This is a genomic window from Vibrio sp. sp1 (assembly GCF_016920955.1).
Classification (GTDB): Bacteria; Pseudomonadota; Gammaproteobacteria; order Enterobacterales; family Vibrionaceae; genus Vibrio; species Vibrio alginolyticus.
The window spans coordinates 1,045,135-1,063,591 of sequence record NZ_CP060590.1 but is presented as its reverse complement, the minus strand read 5'-3'; the positions used below and the strand labels follow the sequence as shown (position 1 = coordinate 1,063,591).

Annotated in this window: 17 protein-coding genes; 5 read left to right on the top strand and 12 right to left on the bottom strand. The window is 46.6% G+C overall.

What is annotated here, in order from left to right; genetic code table 11:
- Positions 1–55 precede the first annotated feature (55 nt).
- A complete protein-coding gene (locus H9L11_RS20195; RefSeq protein ID WP_054701352.1) occupies positions 56–1,717 on the top strand; it encodes an electron transfer flavoprotein-ubiquinone oxidoreductase in 1,662 nt (553 codons plus the stop codon).
- Between the two features lie 59 nt (positions 1,718–1,776).
- Here H9L11_RS20195 and H9L11_RS20190 read toward each other — a convergent pair whose 3' ends face one another.
- Complete coding sequence (locus H9L11_RS20190) at positions 1,777–2,661, bottom strand: LysR family transcriptional regulator (RefSeq protein WP_042521059.1); 885 nt, start codon at positions 2,659–2,661, stop codon at positions 1,777–1,779.
- Positions 2,662–2,778: 117 nt separating this feature from the next.
- Here H9L11_RS20190 and H9L11_RS20185 point away from each other — a divergent pair, with 117 nt between their 5' ends.
- Complete coding sequence (locus H9L11_RS20185; RefSeq protein WP_005388562.1) at positions 2,779–3,450, top strand: type 1 glutamine amidotransferase domain-containing protein; 672 nt, start codon at positions 2,779–2,781, stop codon at positions 3,448–3,450.
- 84 nt (positions 3,451–3,534) lie between these two features.
- On the opposite strand, the gene H9L11_RS20180 is transcribed toward H9L11_RS20185, so the two are convergent.
- Positions 3,535–4,182, bottom strand: a complete 648-nt coding sequence (locus H9L11_RS20180) for a glutathione S-transferase family protein (protein WP_205391138.1) — start codon at positions 4,180–4,182, stop codon at positions 3,535–3,537.
- Between the two features lie 118 nt (positions 4,183–4,300).
- On the opposite strand from H9L11_RS20180, the gene H9L11_RS20175 reads away from it, so the two are divergent.
- A complete protein-coding gene (locus tag H9L11_RS20175) occupies positions 4,301–5,131 on the top strand; it encodes a LysR family transcriptional regulator (protein ID WP_205391137.1) in 831 nt (276 codons plus the stop codon).
- 9 nt (positions 5,132–5,140) lie between these two features.
- On the opposite strand, the gene H9L11_RS20170 is transcribed toward H9L11_RS20175, so the two are convergent.
- The 5 genes from H9L11_RS20170 to artP all read right to left on the bottom strand — a co-directional run bounded on the left by H9L11_RS20170 (position 5,141) and on the right by artP (position 8,766).
- Entirely contained in the window at positions 5,141–5,713 is a 573-nt protein-coding gene (locus tag H9L11_RS20170; protein ID WP_205391136.1) for a protocatechuate 3,4-dioxygenase, read from the bottom strand.
- A gap of 136 nt (positions 5,714–5,849) precedes the next feature.
- Positions 5,850–6,518, bottom strand: coding sequence for an arginine ABC transporter permease ArtM (gene artM / locus H9L11_RS20165; RefSeq protein ID WP_005388569.1), 669 nt, complete (start codon positions 6,516–6,518; stop codon positions 5,850–5,852).
- Positions 6,515–7,204, bottom strand: a complete 690-nt coding sequence (gene artQ / locus H9L11_RS20160) for an arginine ABC transporter permease ArtQ (RefSeq protein WP_005388570.1) — start codon at positions 7,202–7,204, stop codon at positions 6,515–6,517. The genes artM and artQ overlap by 4 nt, the downstream gene beginning before the upstream one ends.
- A 1-nt stretch (position 7,205) precedes the next feature.
- Complete coding sequence (locus tag H9L11_RS20155) at positions 7,206–7,949, bottom strand: arginine ABC transporter substrate-binding protein (protein WP_005431576.1); 744 nt, start codon at positions 7,947–7,949, stop codon at positions 7,206–7,208.
- An 88-nt stretch (positions 7,950–8,037) separates the two neighbouring features.
- Entirely contained in the window at positions 8,038–8,766 is a 729-nt protein-coding gene (gene artP, locus H9L11_RS20150) for an arginine ABC transporter ATP-binding protein ArtP (RefSeq protein ID WP_318114309.1), read from the bottom strand.
- A gap of 427 nt (positions 8,767–9,193) precedes the next feature.
- Between artP and H9L11_RS20145 the strand changes: the two genes are divergently transcribed.
- Complete coding sequence (locus H9L11_RS20145; protein ID WP_205391134.1) at positions 9,194–11,428, top strand: hypothetical protein; 2,235 nt, start codon at positions 9,194–9,196, stop codon at positions 11,426–11,428.
- A gap of 141 nt (positions 11,429–11,569) precedes the next feature.
- Positions 11,570–12,565 (top strand): ABC transporter substrate-binding protein, encoded by a 996-nt coding sequence (locus H9L11_RS20140; RefSeq protein ID WP_005375798.1) that lies wholly within the window; start codon positions 11,570–11,572, stop codon positions 12,563–12,565.
- An 82-nt stretch (positions 12,566–12,647) separates the two neighbouring features.
- On the opposite strand, the gene H9L11_RS20135 is transcribed toward H9L11_RS20140, so the two are convergent.
- The 5 genes from H9L11_RS20135 to H9L11_RS20115 form a co-directional block, all read right to left on the bottom strand.
- The gene (locus H9L11_RS20135) at positions 12,648–13,025 is read right to left on the bottom strand and encodes a nuclear transport factor 2 family protein (RefSeq protein ID WP_065275629.1); all 378 of its coding nucleotides are present in this window, start codon (positions 13,023–13,025) and stop codon (positions 12,648–12,650) included.
- A gap of 142 nt (positions 13,026–13,167) precedes the next feature.
- Positions 13,168–13,899, bottom strand: coding sequence for a DUF3726 domain-containing protein (locus H9L11_RS20130; protein ID WP_205391133.1), 732 nt, complete (start codon positions 13,897–13,899; stop codon positions 13,168–13,170).
- Entirely contained in the window at positions 13,896–15,632 is a 1,737-nt protein-coding gene (locus H9L11_RS20125; RefSeq protein ID WP_205391132.1) for a hypothetical protein, read from the bottom strand. Before H9L11_RS20125 ends, H9L11_RS20130 begins: the two co-directional genes overlap by 4 nt.
- A 101-nt stretch (positions 15,633–15,733) precedes the next feature.
- Positions 15,734–17,335: a BCCT family transporter gene (locus H9L11_RS20120; RefSeq protein ID WP_205391131.1), complete on the bottom strand. Its 1,602-nt coding sequence runs from the start codon at positions 17,333–17,335 to the stop codon at positions 15,734–15,736.
- 109 nt (positions 17,336–17,444) lie between these two features.
- On the bottom strand, positions 17,445–18,434 hold the full coding sequence (locus H9L11_RS20115; RefSeq protein ID WP_053303711.1) for a membrane dipeptidase: 990 nt from the start codon (positions 18,432–18,434) through the stop codon (positions 17,445–17,447).
- Between the last annotated feature and the right edge of the window lie 23 nt (positions 18,435–18,457).

Here is an 18,457-nt window from a genome sequence, read left to right as displayed (position 1 = left end):
GTATAGAAACCAAAACCTGTCACGCAGATGACGATAATAGAAAGGAAGCATAAAGATGGAACGAGAATGCATGGAGTTTGATGTCGTGATCGTGGGGGCCGGACCCGCAGGCTTAAGCGCCGCTTGTCGGCTAGCTCAACTCAACCAAGACAGTGAAGGTGACGCACTTTCAATTTGCGTTGTAGAAAAAGGCTCAGAAGTGGGCGCACATATTTTATCTGGCGCTGTTTTTGAAACTAGTGCCTTAGATGAGCTTTTCCCCGACTGGAAAGAAATGGAGGCCCCGCTAGCAGCCTCGGTTCAACGAGATAATTTCCTTTATCTTACTACTGAACAAAACCATATTCGAGTTCCTCACATCCTTACACCGCGTCCAATGATAAATGGCGAGAATAATTACGTAATTAGCCTTGCCAACCTTTGCCGTTGGCTCGCTAACCAAGCAGAAAATCTTGGGGTGGAAGTTTTTCCGGGCTTTGCCGCTGCAAGCATCAATTATGATCAGACTGGCGCCGTGACAGGCATTAACACGAGCGATATGGGACTAGATAAGAACGGCCAGGCCAAACCTAACTTTGAACCAGGTATCGAGCTAAGGGCAAAATACACCCTTTTTGCTGAAGGTTGTCGCGGACATCTGGGTAAAGAACTTATTCAAAGGTTCGACCTAGACGCAGGAAAGCAACCACAGCACTACGCGCTTGGCCTAAAAGAGATATGGGAGTTACCCACTGACAGTAAGGATGTATCTGGCAGTGTTATCCACTCCGCTGGCTGGCCCTTGAGTGAAACAAATACCACAGGCGGCGGTTTTCTCTATCACATGGAGAACAACCAAATCGCCGTCGGGCTTATTGTCGACTTGAATTACAGCAATCCTTACTTGAGTCCGTTTGACGAATTTCAACGCTTTAAGCACCATCCTGCTATTGAACCACATTTGAAAGGTGCTCAGCGCATCGCTTACGGCGCAAGAGCCATTGCGAAAGGTGGACTTTCCTCTCTGCCGAGACAGCAATTCCCTGGCGGTTTATTGATTGGTTGTGATGCGGGGACTTTGAACGTTGCTAAAATTAAAGGCAGCCACACAGCAATGAAATCCGGAATCATTGCAGCAGAAGCGGTACATACGGCCCGACAAACTGGAGCTTCTGAGCCAGACTACCAGTCGTTGTTTGAACCATCATGGTTGTATGACGAACTCGCTGAAACGCGTAACTTTGGTGCGAACATTCATAAGTTTGGCAGCATACTGGGCGGTGCTCTTTCGACTTTTGAACACAACCTGTGGCAACCACTGGTTAAGAAGCCGTTACCTTGGTCTATCAAGGACTATTCGCACGATCATGAGCAGTTAAAACCTAAACAAGAGTGCCACCCAATTGCATACCCAAAACCAGATGGTGAAATCAGTTTTGATAAGCCTTCGTCGGTATTTTTGTCGGGAACACAGCACGAAGAGAATCAACCTTGTCACCTTGTTCTGACTTACCCTCACATTCCAATTGATGTGAATTTAGGTATGTATGACGAACCGAGTCAGCGCTATTGCCCCGCTGGGGTTTACGAAGTGGTGGAAGTGGACAATAAGTTGAAGTTTCAGATAAATGCCGCCAACTGCGTTCATTGCAAAACCTGTGACATCAAAGATCCTTCGCAAAACATCACGTGGAAAGCACCAGAAGGTGGCGGCGGACCAAGCTATCAAAACATGTAGATACGTTAGTATGTTGACGATCTAACAAATGGATAAACAAACCGATTGGCAGAGCCTCATTACTCCTGCCAATCGACAAAATGATCAAGCAAGAAGTCGATAGCCAATCGCGCTCGTAGTGGTAGAAAGTGACGATTCTGATAAACAATCCAGCTGCTGTTGCCGCTTCCCCAATACGGCTCTAGTATTGGCACCAAACGACCAGACGAAATAGCATCGTTGAAACTACTCTTCGGTAAGTACGCCACACCTAATCCTTCTGCACAGGCTTGCAAGACCGTGTGTGCGTTATTGCTCTTCCATCTGCCCTGCACTTTTACGCCATCTAAAGGCTTGCCGTCTTTTTCAAACAACCAAACGTCCTTATTGGCAATAATGCAGCTATGACGCTTGAGTTGCTCTGGGTGCGTTGGCAAACCATGTTCATCGAGATAACGCTGACTGGCTGCCGCTGCCATGGGACGATCCACCAGCTTTCTCGCAACCAAGCCTGAATCACTCAACCTGCCGTAACGAATGGCAAAATCGAAACCATCTTCAATAAAGTTGACCATGCTGGTGTTGAAGTTAATTTCAACCGTGAGATTAGGATGTTGCTTGGCAAACGCCATCAAGGCAGGCGCTACATGGTTCTCAGAAAACGCACCAGCGGCACTCACACGTAACGTACCACTCAATTGAGTTTGCTGCGTGGTGAGTTGCTCATTGGCTTGCTGAAGCCCAATCACCAACTCTTTACACTGTTGATAATACGCTTGCCCCGCTTCCGTTAGACTCACCATTCTTGTCGAACGTGCTAACAAAGCGACACCTAATCGCTCTTCTAGTCTTGTGACTTGGCGACTGACGTGACTGGTACTGCAACCTAACTGTTTTGCCGCTGCAGAAAACCCTAAGCTCTCAGCAACCGTAACAAACTCATTGATGCCTTCAAAACTGTCCATACTTACCTTTGCTATATAGCAATAATGTTTTGCCAATTAATCATATTATCACTTATTTGTTTAGCAATTAGTATGAAGGTGTTCAACAAATATACGTAAGCCAAAAAGGAAACCATCATGAAAAAAGTACTCATCATTGTGACGAACCATGCGACCCTTGGTGAAACTGACCAAGCAAACGGAACTTACGCGCCAGAGCTCACTCATGCGCTTAGCGAGCTACTAGGTGCAGGCTTCGATTACGACATTGCCTCTATCAAAGGCGGGCAAGCACCACTGTACGGAACCGACATCGAAGGCGACGCAGTCAACGAGAAAATCTTAGCGGATGATGATTTCCAGAACCGCATCAACAACACGATTCCAGTATCACAAATCAACGGTGACAACTACGATGCGATCTTCTATCCGGGTGGCTTTGGTCTTCTTTCAGACCTAGCGAGCAACGAAGACTTTGCCAAGATTTCTGCAAAACACTATGAAGATGGCGGTATTGTGGCAGCAGTTTGTCATGGTCCAGGCGCTCTTCTCCCTATCACGCTTAGCAATGGCGAAAAGCTGCTTGCGTCTAAATCAGTAACAGGTTTCACTCGCGAAGAAGAGATCGACTTCGGCACCATCAACGATATCCCATTCCTATTGGAAGAATCTCTTGCACGCAGCGCAGCGCGCTACTCTAAAGTGCAACCATGGCAAGAGTTTGTAATTGTGGATGATCGTGTCATCACAGGTCAAAACCCAACGAGCGCACACGGCGTAGGCAGAGCGATTGTTGAACACCTAGCTTAAACGCGCCGGAAACGACAACCATCCTAGAAGAGGAAAGCGTGCTTTGTCATGCTTTCCCTTGCTACAGGCGATCGCAAGATGCGCTTATACTTCTACCCCTGCTTCATCTTCTTCTACGATATCCGTTTCTTGGCTCGCCTCTTCCAACCATTGCTTTAGAGATTCACTTGCTAGCACCTTCTGTTGGTAAGCTTTGGCACCTTCCGATAGCTCGATACCGTAAGTTTGGAAACGCAATGCCACAGGTGCATACATGGCATCTGCAATCGACCATTCTCCAAATAACCAGCCGTCTGGATACAGATTGGCTTGTTCTGCCCAAATAGCGTCAATACGTGCAATATCTTTACGTGCACCTTCAGTTAAATCGACTTTTCTGCGCGCGCGGATATTCATTGGGAGTTCGTTTCTTAAATCAAAGAAACCCGAGTGCATTTCTGAAGCGATGGCGCGTGCTTTAGCCCGTTCTGCGGAGTTGCTTGGCCATGCTTTACCTTGCAGGTATTGCTCGTTTACGTATTCCAAAATCGCTAATGAATCCCACACGGTTGCATCGCCATCCACCAAGGTCGGTACTTTAGCCGTTGGTGTAATACCTTCCAAGGTCTTGTAAAAATCCTCCGTAAATAACGTCAGCTTAGTGACTTCCACATCCAATTTGAATTGAGAAAAGATCACCCATGCGCGCAGTGACCAGCTTGAGTAGTTTTGGTTAGCAATAAACAGTTTCATGACGCCTCCATGCGGTTCGTGTTTTGAGTACCCATTCACAATATCTGATTGTATTTAAGGGGACTAACGGATAGTTTTGATGGAACACTTCAACAAAAACGATGGATGAGTTTTAGATATGGATATCGATGCGTTACGCAGCTTTCTTGCTTTTGTAGAAACGGGCAGTTTCACTCGAGCAGCCAAGCAGATCAATCGCACCCAATCAGCGTTCAGTGCACAAATGCGTAAGCTGGAAGACGAACTCAGCGTCAGCTTGTTTGAAAAAGAAGGTCGCAACCTAGTATTGAGTGAAGCAGGGCTGGCACTGCGCTCTCACGCCGAACAATTGGTCAGCTTGCACAATCAAGCACTGAAACAAGTGAAACGCTATGAAAATAAGCGCCCTCTTCGCTTGGGTTGCCCCGAGGATTACAACGATAATATCCTGCCTAAAGTCATCCGCGTATTACAGCAATCTGAGCCCACATGTTCGATTCAAGTCTTTAGTGAGCCGAGCATCACCTTGAGAGAAAAACTTGATGAAGGAAAGCTAGACGCCGCTATTGTGACAAGAGCACCGGACAGTGAGGAAGGTTACTGGCTAGCAAGCGACAAAGGCGTGTGGATTGCTCATCCTGATTTTGACATCGAGCAAGCCCAACCTCTCCCTCTCGCCCTATTCCAAACCGACTGCAAATACCATGCGGCAGCAGTAGACGGATTAACCAAACGTGGTACTCCTTATCAACTACTGGCATGGTGCAATACGGCCTCTGCACAACGAGCGATTGTACGTTCAGGCATGGCTATCGGTGCGATGGGCAGTATTAGCGTTAGCGAGGATCTTAAGATCTTAGACGATATGCCATCGCTACCTTCCGTGGATATCGTTTTGGTCACGGGCGTCGAGCCTCATCCGATACTGGATAAAGAATGCTTGGCGCAATTGGTTGAGTTAATGGCTTAACTAAACTCGCTAACCAATCACAAAGTTGAATTCGCCCGTTAATCGCCCGTCGATTCGTATGGTTTCAAACTGTAGATAATCACGGGCTTTACCACCCCACCATTCGTCACCAGTATTGCCTTTTAAGTACAACTGAGTGGTCAGGAGCTCTTGGTTATCCCGCCACAACTTAACGTGAATGTGCGGCGGACGAGTGGCATAAGGCACTGGATACAAAGTCTGGAATAAGTAGCGACCATCCGATTGGGTTTCTGCCGCGCCAAAGCCTGCAAAATGAGCATCAAACTTATCATTACTTGGCTGCTTAGGATGATCGTAAATCCCCTGCCCATCACATTGCCAGATTTCTACCTTGATGCCTGAAACGGGGTTTCCTGTTGTATCTACGACTTTGCCTTGCAGCACAATAGGCTCACCAAGCAAGCCCTCCGATTGCAGAATCAAGTTTTGACGAAGAGGAATGTCCACCACTGGATAAAATGGCCCTTCTGTTTGTGCTGGCGTCGGCCGCATTGGTGTTTTCGCTTTTAGAGAGGGTGCGAACAACAATGTCCACAGCGCTAAAAAGTGTCTTCTTTCCATGATGCCACCAATGCAATTGCGTTGAATTAAGTTTGGTGGAACTTGAGGAATTTTCCATGACGAATATAAAAAATGCCCCTGCAAGAGAGTCAGTTGCAGAGGCACTGTGGAACTAAATTGAGTGTTGATTGAAGGTTTATGCGGCTTCGAACGCCAATGCTTTCTTCTCTACTTGACGGAAAATGAGAGTTAGCACACCATTTACCGTTAAATAAAATGCGCCCGCAATACCAAATACCGTCAACGTATCGTAAGTTTGTGCATTAATGCGCTGCGCGTAACCCATCAGATCCATGATCGTAATCGTGCTTGCTAGTGAGGTGCCTTTGAAGACCAAAATCACTTCGTTCGAGTAAGCCGGAACAGCGCGGCGAATGGCGTATGGCAGCAGCACCTTCAGTGTCGCGGTTTTGTTCATGCCTAATGCACGACACGCTTGCCATTGACCGGAAGGAATCGCGTTAAACGCTCCTTTGAACAACTGAGTGCTGTATGCCGCGGTATTGAGTGCTAGCGCTAACATCGCACAGAACCAAGGTTGGCTTAACCATGTCCAGAATACACTTTCTCTTACAGCATCAAACTGGCCCGGACCGTAGTACACCAAGAAGATCTGTACCAACAAAGGCGTACCTGTGAACAAGGTGATGATGCCACGACTTACCCAATGCAAACCCGGAGTACGTAGGATCAGAGTCAGCGTCATCATCAGAGCTAAGAGACAGCCGACAACCAAGGAAGCGGCGGTCAATTGAAGGCTAGTGCCTAAGCCATCCAGCATTTGCCAAACGTGTTGTTCGTTCATGCAGTTGCCTCCTGTCCCATGCTCATGCCTTGAATTGAGAACTTCTTATCAATCAGTTTGACGGCACGTTGTGTAATCAAAGTAATGCCTAGGTAAATCGCCGCAGCGGTTGCGTACCAAGTAAACGCTTCATGCGTCGCTGCAGATGTTAGCTGCGCTTGCTTCAACAAATCCGTTACACCAATCAGTGATACAAGCGCGGTATCTTTCAGCAAAACCAACCATTGGTTCGTTAAGCCTGGTAGCGCGTGTCTTACTGCTTGTGGCAAAACAATGCGAACGAAAGCGTGTGCTTGACTGATGCCGAGTGCACTTGCTGCTTCTCTCTGCCCTCTTCCAACGGCTTTTAATGCGCCACGTAGAGTTTGAGAAGCATAAGAAGCGAAGATCAATGACAACGCCACCACGCCAGACAAGAACGGGCTAACTTCAATAAAGTCGCCGGTGATTAAAAACAGAACCTGCGTCGAACCAAAATAGATAAACAACACGACAAGGATTTCTGGCAAACCACGTACAATCGTCACAAACGCCGTCATTGGCCATTTAACGAAAACGCGGCGAGACATTTCACCACTGGCGAATACCACTGCCAGAATCAAACCGACTAAAAGGCTTGTGAAGGCCAGCTGGACAGTCATCCAACTAGCTTGAACAAGCGATAAAGAGTAACCCGTTAGTGCCATATTACTTACCGAAGTACTTGTTGTAGATTACGTCGTATTCGCCGTTCGCTTTCACTGTTTTCAGTGCCGTGTTCAGCTTGTTCACTAGCTCGTCGTTACCTTTGTTTACTGCGATACCGAAACCGTTACCGAAGTATTTAGGGTTAGTAACGTGCTCACCAACGTACGCTAGGTTATCTTCTTTCTTGAACCATTCTGCTACGACTGCTGTGTCACCGAATACAGAATCAATACGGCCATTCTTCATATCGATGAATGCGTCTTGGTAGCTTGAGTAAGGAACCGCTGTTACACCTGGCATTTGCTCAATTAGGTAACTTTGGTGTGTTGAACCGTTTTGAACACCAACACGCTTACCTTCTAGTGCTTTTTGATCAGCCACTTTTTCTTTGATAGAAACAAACGCTGCTGAGTTGTCGTAGTAAGGGTCAGAAAAATTCACTTGCTCCAAACGCGCGTCAGTAATATCCATGGCAGAGATAGCCGCATCGTAACGCTTGAATTTTAATGCAGGGATCAGGCTGTCAAAAGATTGGTTGTGGAAGGTACATTTTGCTTCCATTTCTTTACATAATGCATTCGCCAGATCCACATCAAAACCTTGAATTTGGTTGTTTTCATCCATGTATTCGAACGGTGCGTAAGTCGCTTCCATCGCGAATTTGATCTCTTCTTGTGCTGCTGCGTTTGCTGCCATAGTTGCAGAAGAAAGGCCGATTAGTGAAGCTAGTAGAATCTTTTTCATTGCAATACTCCGTGTGTACTTAGTGGGCTGACACTCGCAATGACAGCCGAGCTTATCTGTTAAATAGACTGAACTTTAAAAACGTAATTTAGTGATTTAGGTAGTCAGCAAACTGGGCGGTTTGCGGATTAGAAAACGAATCATTTGTGCCGTGCTCGACGATGTGTCCTTTTTCTAGATACAGTACGTGGCTAGCGATTTTCTTAGCAAAATCGACCTCATGCGTTACTACGACTTGGGTGATGCCAGTTTCGCTTAAATCTTTAATAATCTTAACGATTTGGTTAGTAATTTCCGGATCAAGCGCTGCGGTCGGTTCATCAAAAAGCAAGACTTCCGGTTTCATCATCAATGCACGAGCAATCGCCACACGTTGTTGCTGACCACCAGAAAGCTGCATCGGCCATGCATCCGCTTTGTCTGCCAAATGCAACGTTGCGAGAATTTGCATTGCTTGGTTCTTCGCTTCTTCTTTATCCATGCCAGATACTTTTACCGGAGCCTCAATCAGGTTCTCCATCACTGTCATGTGCGGCCATAAGTTGTACTGCTGGAACACCATGCCTACTTTACGACGAAGTGCTAAACCTTGTTTCTCTTTGATTTCAGTAGAGAAATCAAAAACATCATTTGCGATGTTTAGCTTGCCGTTATCCGCCCCTTCAAGAAGGTTAAGAACACGCAGTAGAGAGCTCTTACCTGCGCCACTTGGACCAAGTAACACCAGTGTTTCCCCGCTTTCACACTTAAAGCTGACATCGTGAAGCACTTGTGTCTCACCGTAGGATTTATTGATTCCGCTTACCTGAATAGTCATGCTGACATACCGCATTAATTGTCACTTGGTATTTATATTACTCAACTGGACTTTTTATGCAATAAAAATGTATAAAAATTTAATTTGTTAATTTTTTGTATGATCAGCTACCACCAAGACAGAGTATCTGACTGGTTTGAAGAGTTAGTTTTAACTGAATTTGTTGAAGAAAAATCCAACAACATGGTGACGACCGAAACAAGGTTAAAATGGTGGTTATTTTTGTGCTGACGTGTAGAGGAAGTTTTGAGTCTATGAGGATGATCTATTCCAAGTACACCCGCTCATTTTTGCACAGCATCCCCTGTTAGTTTTCCTGTAAAGTCCTCTATGGCAGGGTCCTGATTACGACTTCGCGAATGGACTATAATTTCTCTTTGTATCTGACTCTTAATTTGAGTCATCTAAGTATTAATGGGATAACTCCATGTTGAAGTCGCATTGTTTTTCTCTCGTTACACTCATTTCTTTGAGCTTGCTTTCTGTACCCAACGTTTGGAGTAGAACAGCAATCGTATTACCTGGGTTGCATGAACAGGGTATTGATCTTCAAGATAAGCCTATCTCTGCTGCCACTGCACTTGAATGGGAGTTGGATAATGCCGATATCGTGTTTGGAGCTTACGAAAATAAGAGTGATAACGAGCGTGTAAAAGCGCTTGGTTACATGTACAACCAAAAGCTGGAACTTAACTCAGGTTGGCTGGAAAACGATATACGTAACCAAGCAGAACTGAATGGAGTTGACTACGAAGATTTCTTTCTCCACTTTTCTGAAGACACTATCCTAGCTGAAGTCGACTCAAGCCATGGCGAGAATACTCTACTCAATCGAAAACCGATGATCGTTGGCTATACCGCCAGCGCTGACCACGCCGGTTTTTGGCTATATCAACCACCGCCATGGGATGCTGATGTATTCGGTCAGGCGAATAATGGTGGTGCCCTCTATGTTTATCACTCAGAGAAGTTCGACCGCTTAGCCTTTACGTTCTCTCAGTTTGCTCAAGGCGGCAGCTTCACGATTGAATACCCTTCTGCTATCGACTCGTTTGGTCGGGTAACAGAATGGAAACGCTTCGCGATTAAAAAAGACAAAACTGAGAACATGACTAAAAACCAAACAGTAAACTGGTCTGTTCCTTCGGATTGGGTTCGCGCTACAACGCATGATGGTAGCGGAAAAACTTATGGTGGCGGTCAGTACTTTGGCTCCACCTTTTTACGCGACGGCGGCCGCCTTTACTTTGCGAAAATTACTTGGCATGACGGCAACATAGAAAACCGCCCACGTCTCGAAAACATTCAACTCAAAAATAGCTTCCCTGCCGTCAATATCTCAGGAGCACCAACGGAGACACCGGAAGGCCAAACCATTCAACGCTGGCGTAAAATTCGTGGCTTCGACAAATCTGCAGATCGAAACCAAGACAATTATCTTTCTTGGAATGAATACAAAAACCGTTCGAATAAGAATGCAACGGCCCGATTTCGTTGGGAGTCACGGGTTATTCCATTTGGTCGTATGTGGAATCAAACCTCTTCTTGGGCATTGACCAATCTCGGTAATCCCGTTTTTACCAATACAATGCGCCACTATTACCAAGCTGAATGGGCGAAACAAGGTTTAAATGGTGCGTACAACGACGATACGAATAAGTTACTCGGTGCAAATCAGTTCTACATATATTCCGGAGGCACAGTGGATGAACTTGGTTTGGTGGCGGGTAGCCAAGCTGCTGACGATGCTTACAAAGCGCAATTCTCGGCGTTCTTGAATAAACTGGCAACGCTGGATGAAGATGCGTTAATTGGCCTCAACATAGGTACGGCAAACTTATTCGGTCGTAATGGGCAAAACCACTTGGTTAACGCTGGCTCCTTGTACTTGCGCGAGCACTACCTTTTCCCTGCTACCGGCTTTAGTGGCTATGCTGGCTTGGCTAAATTTTGGGATAACTCTGCACTCGCCAAAGCGGGTCAGAAAGTGATTTATCAAGCGACCACGCGTTATGGTCGAGTTCAATACTTTGGCAACACTGAGGATAACTGGAAACAGGACCAATACTCTGCACTAGCGGTGTTCTACTTAAACTATCACCCTGAGCGCAGTTACTTTAATCAGTGGAACAATGGCTACTTATATGGAAGTAATAACACAACAAGTGACAACTTCTGGAAGGCGGGCGTACCAATGAATATTGCTTATCAACCTAGCACCTTGCTTGCCGTTGATTTGGGAGAGCCTGCCAATCAAACACCAGAGGGGTATCAGGCGACTCCGGTAATGATGTCCACCAGCACGCCCTATCCTGCCGATTACACAGTCATTGGAGATGCTTCTATGAGCAAAGTGGCTCATCCTGACTTGCCCAATGGCTCTATCGATTTGTTACCAACCCATACGTACTTTGCGTATCGCTCAGACGATACGGTGGTGATGCATGGTCCTACGGAGATGGTGTTAGCCCGCGAATTCACCAAAGGCCGAGTGCTGTATCGGACTGATTTCTTTGGCAAGAATATCGATTATTTCTCCTCACCGAAGATAACTATCGCACTTCCAGAGCCTATGCAACCTGTAGATCAAGACGGTAACATCGGCGACTATGTTTCTCACATTGAGATCAGCGGCTACGAAGGGGTGTTCTTGCTGTATTAATTCCCTTTCAACCCGTCTCATCAAACGCTTCATAAATCGCCGTTTTTATGCTTAACGTCACTGAAAAAAACTTGTTCACTGAATCTTTATAAACCGATGTATATACTGAAGTAAATGACAACGACAAGGAAATTCAGTCACATGAAGACGACACCTTCAATGCTCTCTGTTCTGCTGCTATCAGCATTATCTACTCATGCAAATGCGGACGAATGCGGAAAAATAACCATCGCAGACATGAATTGGAATTCGGCAAGCTTAATGGCGCACATCGACCAATTTGTCTTAAATGAAGGCTACCAGTGCGATGCGGAATTGATCCCTGGTGATAGCGTTCCTACAGGCACCTCTATGATTGAAAAGGGACAGCCTGACGTTGCGCCAGAGTTATGGACAAACGGTATTAAAGAAGCACTTGATAAAGGGATTGCGGATAAACGCTTGCGCATCGCTAGTGAATCGCTTGTCAATGGTGGTGAAGAAGGGTTTTGGGTTCCCGCCTATCTGGTAAAACAGTATCCAGAACTCGCGACGATAGAAGGCGTCATCAAGCACGCCAAACTATTTGAACACCCAGAGGATGATGACAAGTTCGCGTTTTATAGCTGCCCTGCTGGTTGGACATGCCAAATCACCTCCGGTCACTTGTTTAATGCATTAGGGTTAAGTGAGCACGGCTTTGAGATGGTTGACCCAGGATCTGGCGCAGCATTAGCTGGCACCATCGCCAAAGCCTATGATCGCAAAATGCCTTGGTTTGGTTACTACTGGTCACCGACCCCCGTATTGGGCAAGTATGATATGGTCAAAGTGGATTTTGGTAGCGGAACAGATTTAGAAGAGTATCGCAACTGTACCACTCAGCCTGATTGCGCTTCACCAAAAGTAACAATGTACCCACCTTCTCCAGTTCGCACAGTAACAACTGAGGCGTTTGCGAGCAAAGAACCCCAAGCATTCGCGTACTTGCAGAAACGCGGATTTACCAACGAGCAAATGAGTGAAATGCTGGCCTGGATGGAAGATAACTACGCGGACGGTGAAGAAGCGATGTTTTACTTCTTTAATACCTACCCTGACTTGTGGAAAGGCTGGGTATCTGAAGACGTCGCGGTGAGAATCGAAAAAGCGCTTTGATGATTAATACTTAAAGTGCCACAAATCATTTAACCTCCCATACCGTTTGAATAAACGGCATGGGAGACTCGTCAACGACTCGTTAATACATGGTGTGACCATTCAATGTTTCTTTAGGAATCTCTTGCAGAGCGTCCCAATGTTCAACAATCTTCCCATTATGATCAAAACGAAAGAAATCCATCGTCACGTATTCAATATCATTAGGCCATGTTTGGTGAGTGTGTAGTGCCACCAAGTTCCCTTCAGCAATGGCTCGCACAAACGTAATGTCTTTATTGGGATACTCATTTTGCATCCGCTCAAAATACTCGATAAAAGCCTCGGGGCCATTTCCAACTAATGGATTGTGCTGGATGTACTCATCGCCAACATAGTCTTCAACCGCTTTTCTTGGATTACCTCGATAGGAGGTTTCGTAAAACGCAATGGCATTTCTTTTATTCTCTTGCAGATCCATTTTTCTTACCTGTGTTGCTCCATCTTGCGGATAACGGTAATCATAGTCTTTGAACTTCAGAAGTGACCAAACTTCGCGCACAAAAAAGGCCGCTAAAGAGCAGCCTTCATCACTTCTACTTGGAATCATCGCCTTTCATCGCTTAAACCACACCGCCAGCACCGAGCATAGAACGCTCACTGTTCTCAACCAGCAACGCGGTTGCGGTTTGTTTCAGTGTTTCCCATTCTTGGTCTTCGACAAAAATACCATTTTGCCAAGAGGCTTGTTGCGTGTTGCTTAACTCATCGCCTTCAATGTGAATGGTGTATCCCTGTGCGCTTTTCTCGATATCGAAATCGTTCACAGAGAGTTCGATAACCATACTATGCAAATCCGTATCATGCCCATCAAACTGATCCGAGAAAAAGACTTCTGGCGCGATTCGTCCACGGTTTAACACATAAAGCGTTCGCTTGGGACTAGAGCCATTGACCCATTGTGCACGGCACGCAATGCCTTTTGCAGAGAGCTTCAACAACTCACTGAAACCCAACCAACGGTTATGACACTGTTTCAACGTAATGGTAATCGACTTACGGTTGATCATTTTCTCGAGCGCGAAATCCAACACCGCGGGTAAATGACACGCTACACTCCCGTTGTGCAGTTCTACCTCTATGCTTGACGGCGTGCTGTTGGTCACCGATACGGCGCAGTCTGAATCTAACCCAAGAAACAGACTGGCGTTATTAAAATGGCGAACTCCATGTAAGCCAACCATTTGCAAGTCCGCCACCATGTTCGCAATGACATCCGCCTCACCACAGTGACGGCGCATGCCAAGAAATGCCTTATTAACCGCGGCCACCAATTCGTTGTGAGAGACGATCATAATGCAAACCCTCCACTGATTTTTTGATTATCACTTTGCGCAATTTCGTCACGTGGCGGCATGCTAGGGAAAATCCATGTGTCTGCCAGTTTAGGGTCGTGAATTTCATCTAACAACGGCGCACCTTGGAAGAAAGTTACTCGAACCCAACGATCCGAGCGCGGATCAAACTTAGTCGCGCCAAAGATCGCCAATTTACAGCGCAGTAAGTGCATTGGTAACGCATCTTTACGCAGCACATTCATTTGAATATCCCCCATCGCACGGTTGCCTAGCGTCCATACGCGACGTGTGATCGAACGATAAGTCGGATTTTGCAATAGAAACTCCGCTACGGACATTTCTACATCACAGTCAAGCAAGGCCTGGTACAAGCGATTCACTTGTCTGCCGATATCAAGCGGCAATTCTTTTTCTTCTCCAGCCTCTTCCCCGCGGACACCAAGCCTTGGCTCTTCTTTGTCTTGTGAGCGATACCAGAACCAGTAGTTGTTCTCGGCTAGTGAGTAATCCGCATCAATCGCCCAGCGGTACTTGCTTTGCAACACTTCCAGTAAATCTTGGATCTTTTTCCCGCCCGGAATAGATAACGTTTCATCCGTATTCATTTGGCTAGCAAATTCATCCACTAAAGATGGGTAGAGTTCGATCAAGCAAGAGGTGAGGATTTCTTGGGCTTCCACACTCATTGTTTTCTTATGCTCGACCAAACTCGCCCAGTTCGGATGTAATGCCATTAACGTTGTTAGCTTCGATAGCAGTTGTTTGATGTCTGCTATCGCTTGATGATTGAGCCTGTCTTGATGTTCATTGATGGTGATGACTTGCTCTAAATGACGCTGTGCTTTTTGCAGCAATCCTTGCAAAGGAGCATGGAACGACGCTTCACATGGCATCGCAAAGACTCGCGCTACCGCACGTTCACGAGAGGTCATCCATTGGTCAACAATACACGGATGATTAATCAAGTATGGAGCCATGCCTAAGCCAGTAGCATTGCCGACACCAAGGTAGCGCTGCAAGCCACGATGCAAAGCCACCGCGTTGTCGCCACCTTGTTGAAGTGCCAGATAGTGCACCCAATCTAGGCTGAATTCACGCAACATATATACTGCACACATTTGCGCACTAAAAGACTGGCTGAAATCTGAGTTGTTCTCTAACAGTTTGAAATCGGCGATACCAAACTTTCCGTTACCATAAACAGCTGTGGTACGCAGGATATAACCCACTTCCGCTAACTCTTTCGGCTCAGGCTGCTCGCCTTGAGAAAGCGCGCTAACAATGTGCTCAAACACGCGCACACTTTTGTTTGCGCGAGCAAGAACAAGTACGTTGTTTGGATTACGTCCCGCTTCTTGCAGCGGTACATTTTCTCGCAATCTTTCCAACAAAGTAACATCAACATCGCCTTGAACCAGTGCAAATGTGACGTCCCACTTTTCAGCAATTACGCGATCATTACGCTCGTCGTCGGCAATTTCATCACAGAATACCACCAAATGATAAACGTGCTCTGGCGTGGTCAATTTGTAAATCACATGACCATAACCACGAGGACAAAGCTGCCACTCATGCTTGGTTACTTGCCAGTTTTGGCTTGCCATATTGCGAATCAGACTGCGAACAAAGCTGATTCGGTTTTGGTGCATTGCGCCAAGCCTTTCGGCTGCCATGACAATCGCTGCATCGCGCATAGTTGCTTCCGTATAAGTAGAACGATGTGCATCCATTTTGCTCACCACCTATTTGTTATTGTAAGAATACTAGGGTTTGTGCGGATGCAGGAGGAAAACACCCGCACAAGCTCCACGTTGTTTGAATTAGATAATTGTTATAGCCCTTGCTCTTTCGCCATTTTGATTGCGATTTGCGGCGCATTCCAAAGTGACGGCAACAGAATCAACGAAACCGGAACCGCGGTAATCACAATGAAAGATTGCAGAGCAGAGATGCCACCAGAGCCAAGAGAAATCAGGATTAGTGCCGTCACACCCATCATTACGCCCCAGAAGGTACGGATGATCGCATTCGGCTCCGTTTCACCACTGATCACGACACTGATTGTGTAAGTCATTGAGTCGCCCGTCGTGACGATGAAGATCGTGGTTAAAATCAGAAATAGAATTGAAATCAGCATTGGCATTGGTAGTTGCTGAGTCACCGCAAGCAAAGCACCTGGCAAGTTAAAGCCTTCAAACGCCGCACTCACACTACCCGGTTCCGCAATTTCAAACGCTAGGCCAGAGCCGCCTACAATCGTGAACCAAAAACAGGTGGTTAACGGAGCCACAATACTGATGGTGGAAATGACTTGGCGGATAGTTCGACCACGGGAAATACGCGCAATAAAAATTGCCATCATCGGACCATAACCAAGGAACCAGCCCCAGAAAAATACTGTCCACCAGCTTAGCCAACCTTCATCACCACGGTAGGTCGCCATTGGGATAAAGTTATCCAGCATGCTCCCTACACCTTGAATGTATCCGTTAAAGATAAAATTCGTAGGGCCAAAAAACAGGATGTAAACCATCAATGCCATTGCCAGAATCACGTTGTAACGACTAAGCAGTTGCATGCCTCGGCTTAATCCACTGAGTGCTGACAAGGTGTAAAGCGCAATCGCAAACAAGATGATGATAAGCTGAGTGGTAAAGCCATCAGGGATATCAAACAACGCATTTAACGCGTAGCTAACCTGCAAGCCCAGAAACCCAATGGGCCCGATGGTGCCCGCGGCTACCGCGATAATGCAGCATGCGTCAATCAATGCACCGAGTTGGCCTTTAAGTGCTCGTTCGCCCAAGACTGGGTAAAGCAAAATACGGGGTTTTAGTGGTAAACCTTTGTCGTAATGTAGGTGCATCACCACGATGGAAGTTAAGCTACCTACAATCGCCCAAGCTAGAAAGCCCCAGTGCATAAAGGATTGCGACAACGCATTCACCGCACCTTGCTGCGGGTTATCTTGCGCGCCGTACAAAGGAGGTGGGCTAACATAATGCGCGATAGGCTCAGCCGCGGCCCAGAAAACGCCACCACCAGCCAATAAGGTACAGAAAATAATCGCCATCCAGCGGAAAGAATCCATTTCTGGTTTTGCAATCCCGCCCAACATCACCTTGCCTGTTCGCCCTGCAGCCAAGCCAAGACCAATAAGAAAAGTGAGAAGCAGCAGTAACTGCCAGTATGGACCAAATACCTGAACTGCCCAGCCAAAGCCAGCGTTAACGATCGTAGATAACAGCTCGCCGTCATAAAGTGCAATAGCAACGAACAACGCGATGAAACCACCGCTATACCAAAAGGCCGGGTTACTCAGTCCTAATTTGTCCGTCGTGTTTTCTGTTGTTGATGTGTTGTGTTTTGCTTTCGACTTGCCCGATGACACGCTCATCGTGGAAGCTTTCATGCTATTGGTTAAATCAGACATACTCTGGCTCCAGAGGTTCTTTGCAGCAGCCAAAGACTGGCTACAAATGTGAGTTTTACGCCTGCCGTATTGTTATTATGTGGGCAGGCGGTTCCTACTTTGGGGAATGCTATGAAATAGGCTCTAATCCTTCTTTAAGGAAGTTGAACCAGTTTTCACCCAATATTTTTCCAGCCTCAGATTCACTGAATCCGTGACCCATTAATCCGTTGTAGATGTTCTCCATCCCTGCGCTGCCGCAGAACCATGGCAGCGCATCTGGCCATCCCGAGTTACTTGCAGAACCTTCGCCGTAATCCATCGCTTTTGACCAACGCCCGTTGCGCATCCACTCCAACACTTGTTGCGGCTGATTTAGGCACAAATCGCTACCGATACCTAAATGGTCAACGCCAAACATGTCTGCGGTTTTCGCAACCATCTGGCAGAAATCATCCAGCGTGCACTGGCTGCCATTTGGCAAATGGAATGGATATAAACTGAATCCAATCAAACCACCGCGCTCCGTCAGTGCTTTGATCACGGTGTTGGACTTGTTGCGCAGTGCGTCATGCGCAAATGTCGGGTTAGCATGGCTGATACAAATTGGACGCGAAGAGAGCTCGATAGCTTCCAACGTCGAACGCTCCGCGCTGTGGGACATATCAATGATCATCCCGACTCGGTTCATCTCTTCAATCGCTTGTTTACCAAAGCGAGTTACGCCGGAATCGTTTTGTTCGTAACAACCTGTCGCCAGTAAGCTTTGGTTGTTGTAGGTCAGTTGCATGATCAGCAGACCTTGGCGGCGCATCACTTCAATCAGACCAATTTCATCATCGATTGGTGAGCAATTTTGCGCGCCGAAGAAGATGCCGACTTTGCCTTCTGCTTTGGCTTTTTCTACATCTGCCATTGAATAAATAGGCATGATGAGGTCCGCATTTTGCTCGAAGCGCAAGTTCCATTCAGCAAAACGCGTTAAGGTTTCGCGCGCAGTTTCGTGGTAGACGATGGTGGCATGAACGGCGGTAATGCCACTCGCCTTAAGCGTTTGGAAATACTCTCGATCCCAATTGCAGTACTGCAATCCGTCAATCACAATCCGTTGTTGGTACATAACCACTCCTTAAACAATTTCTT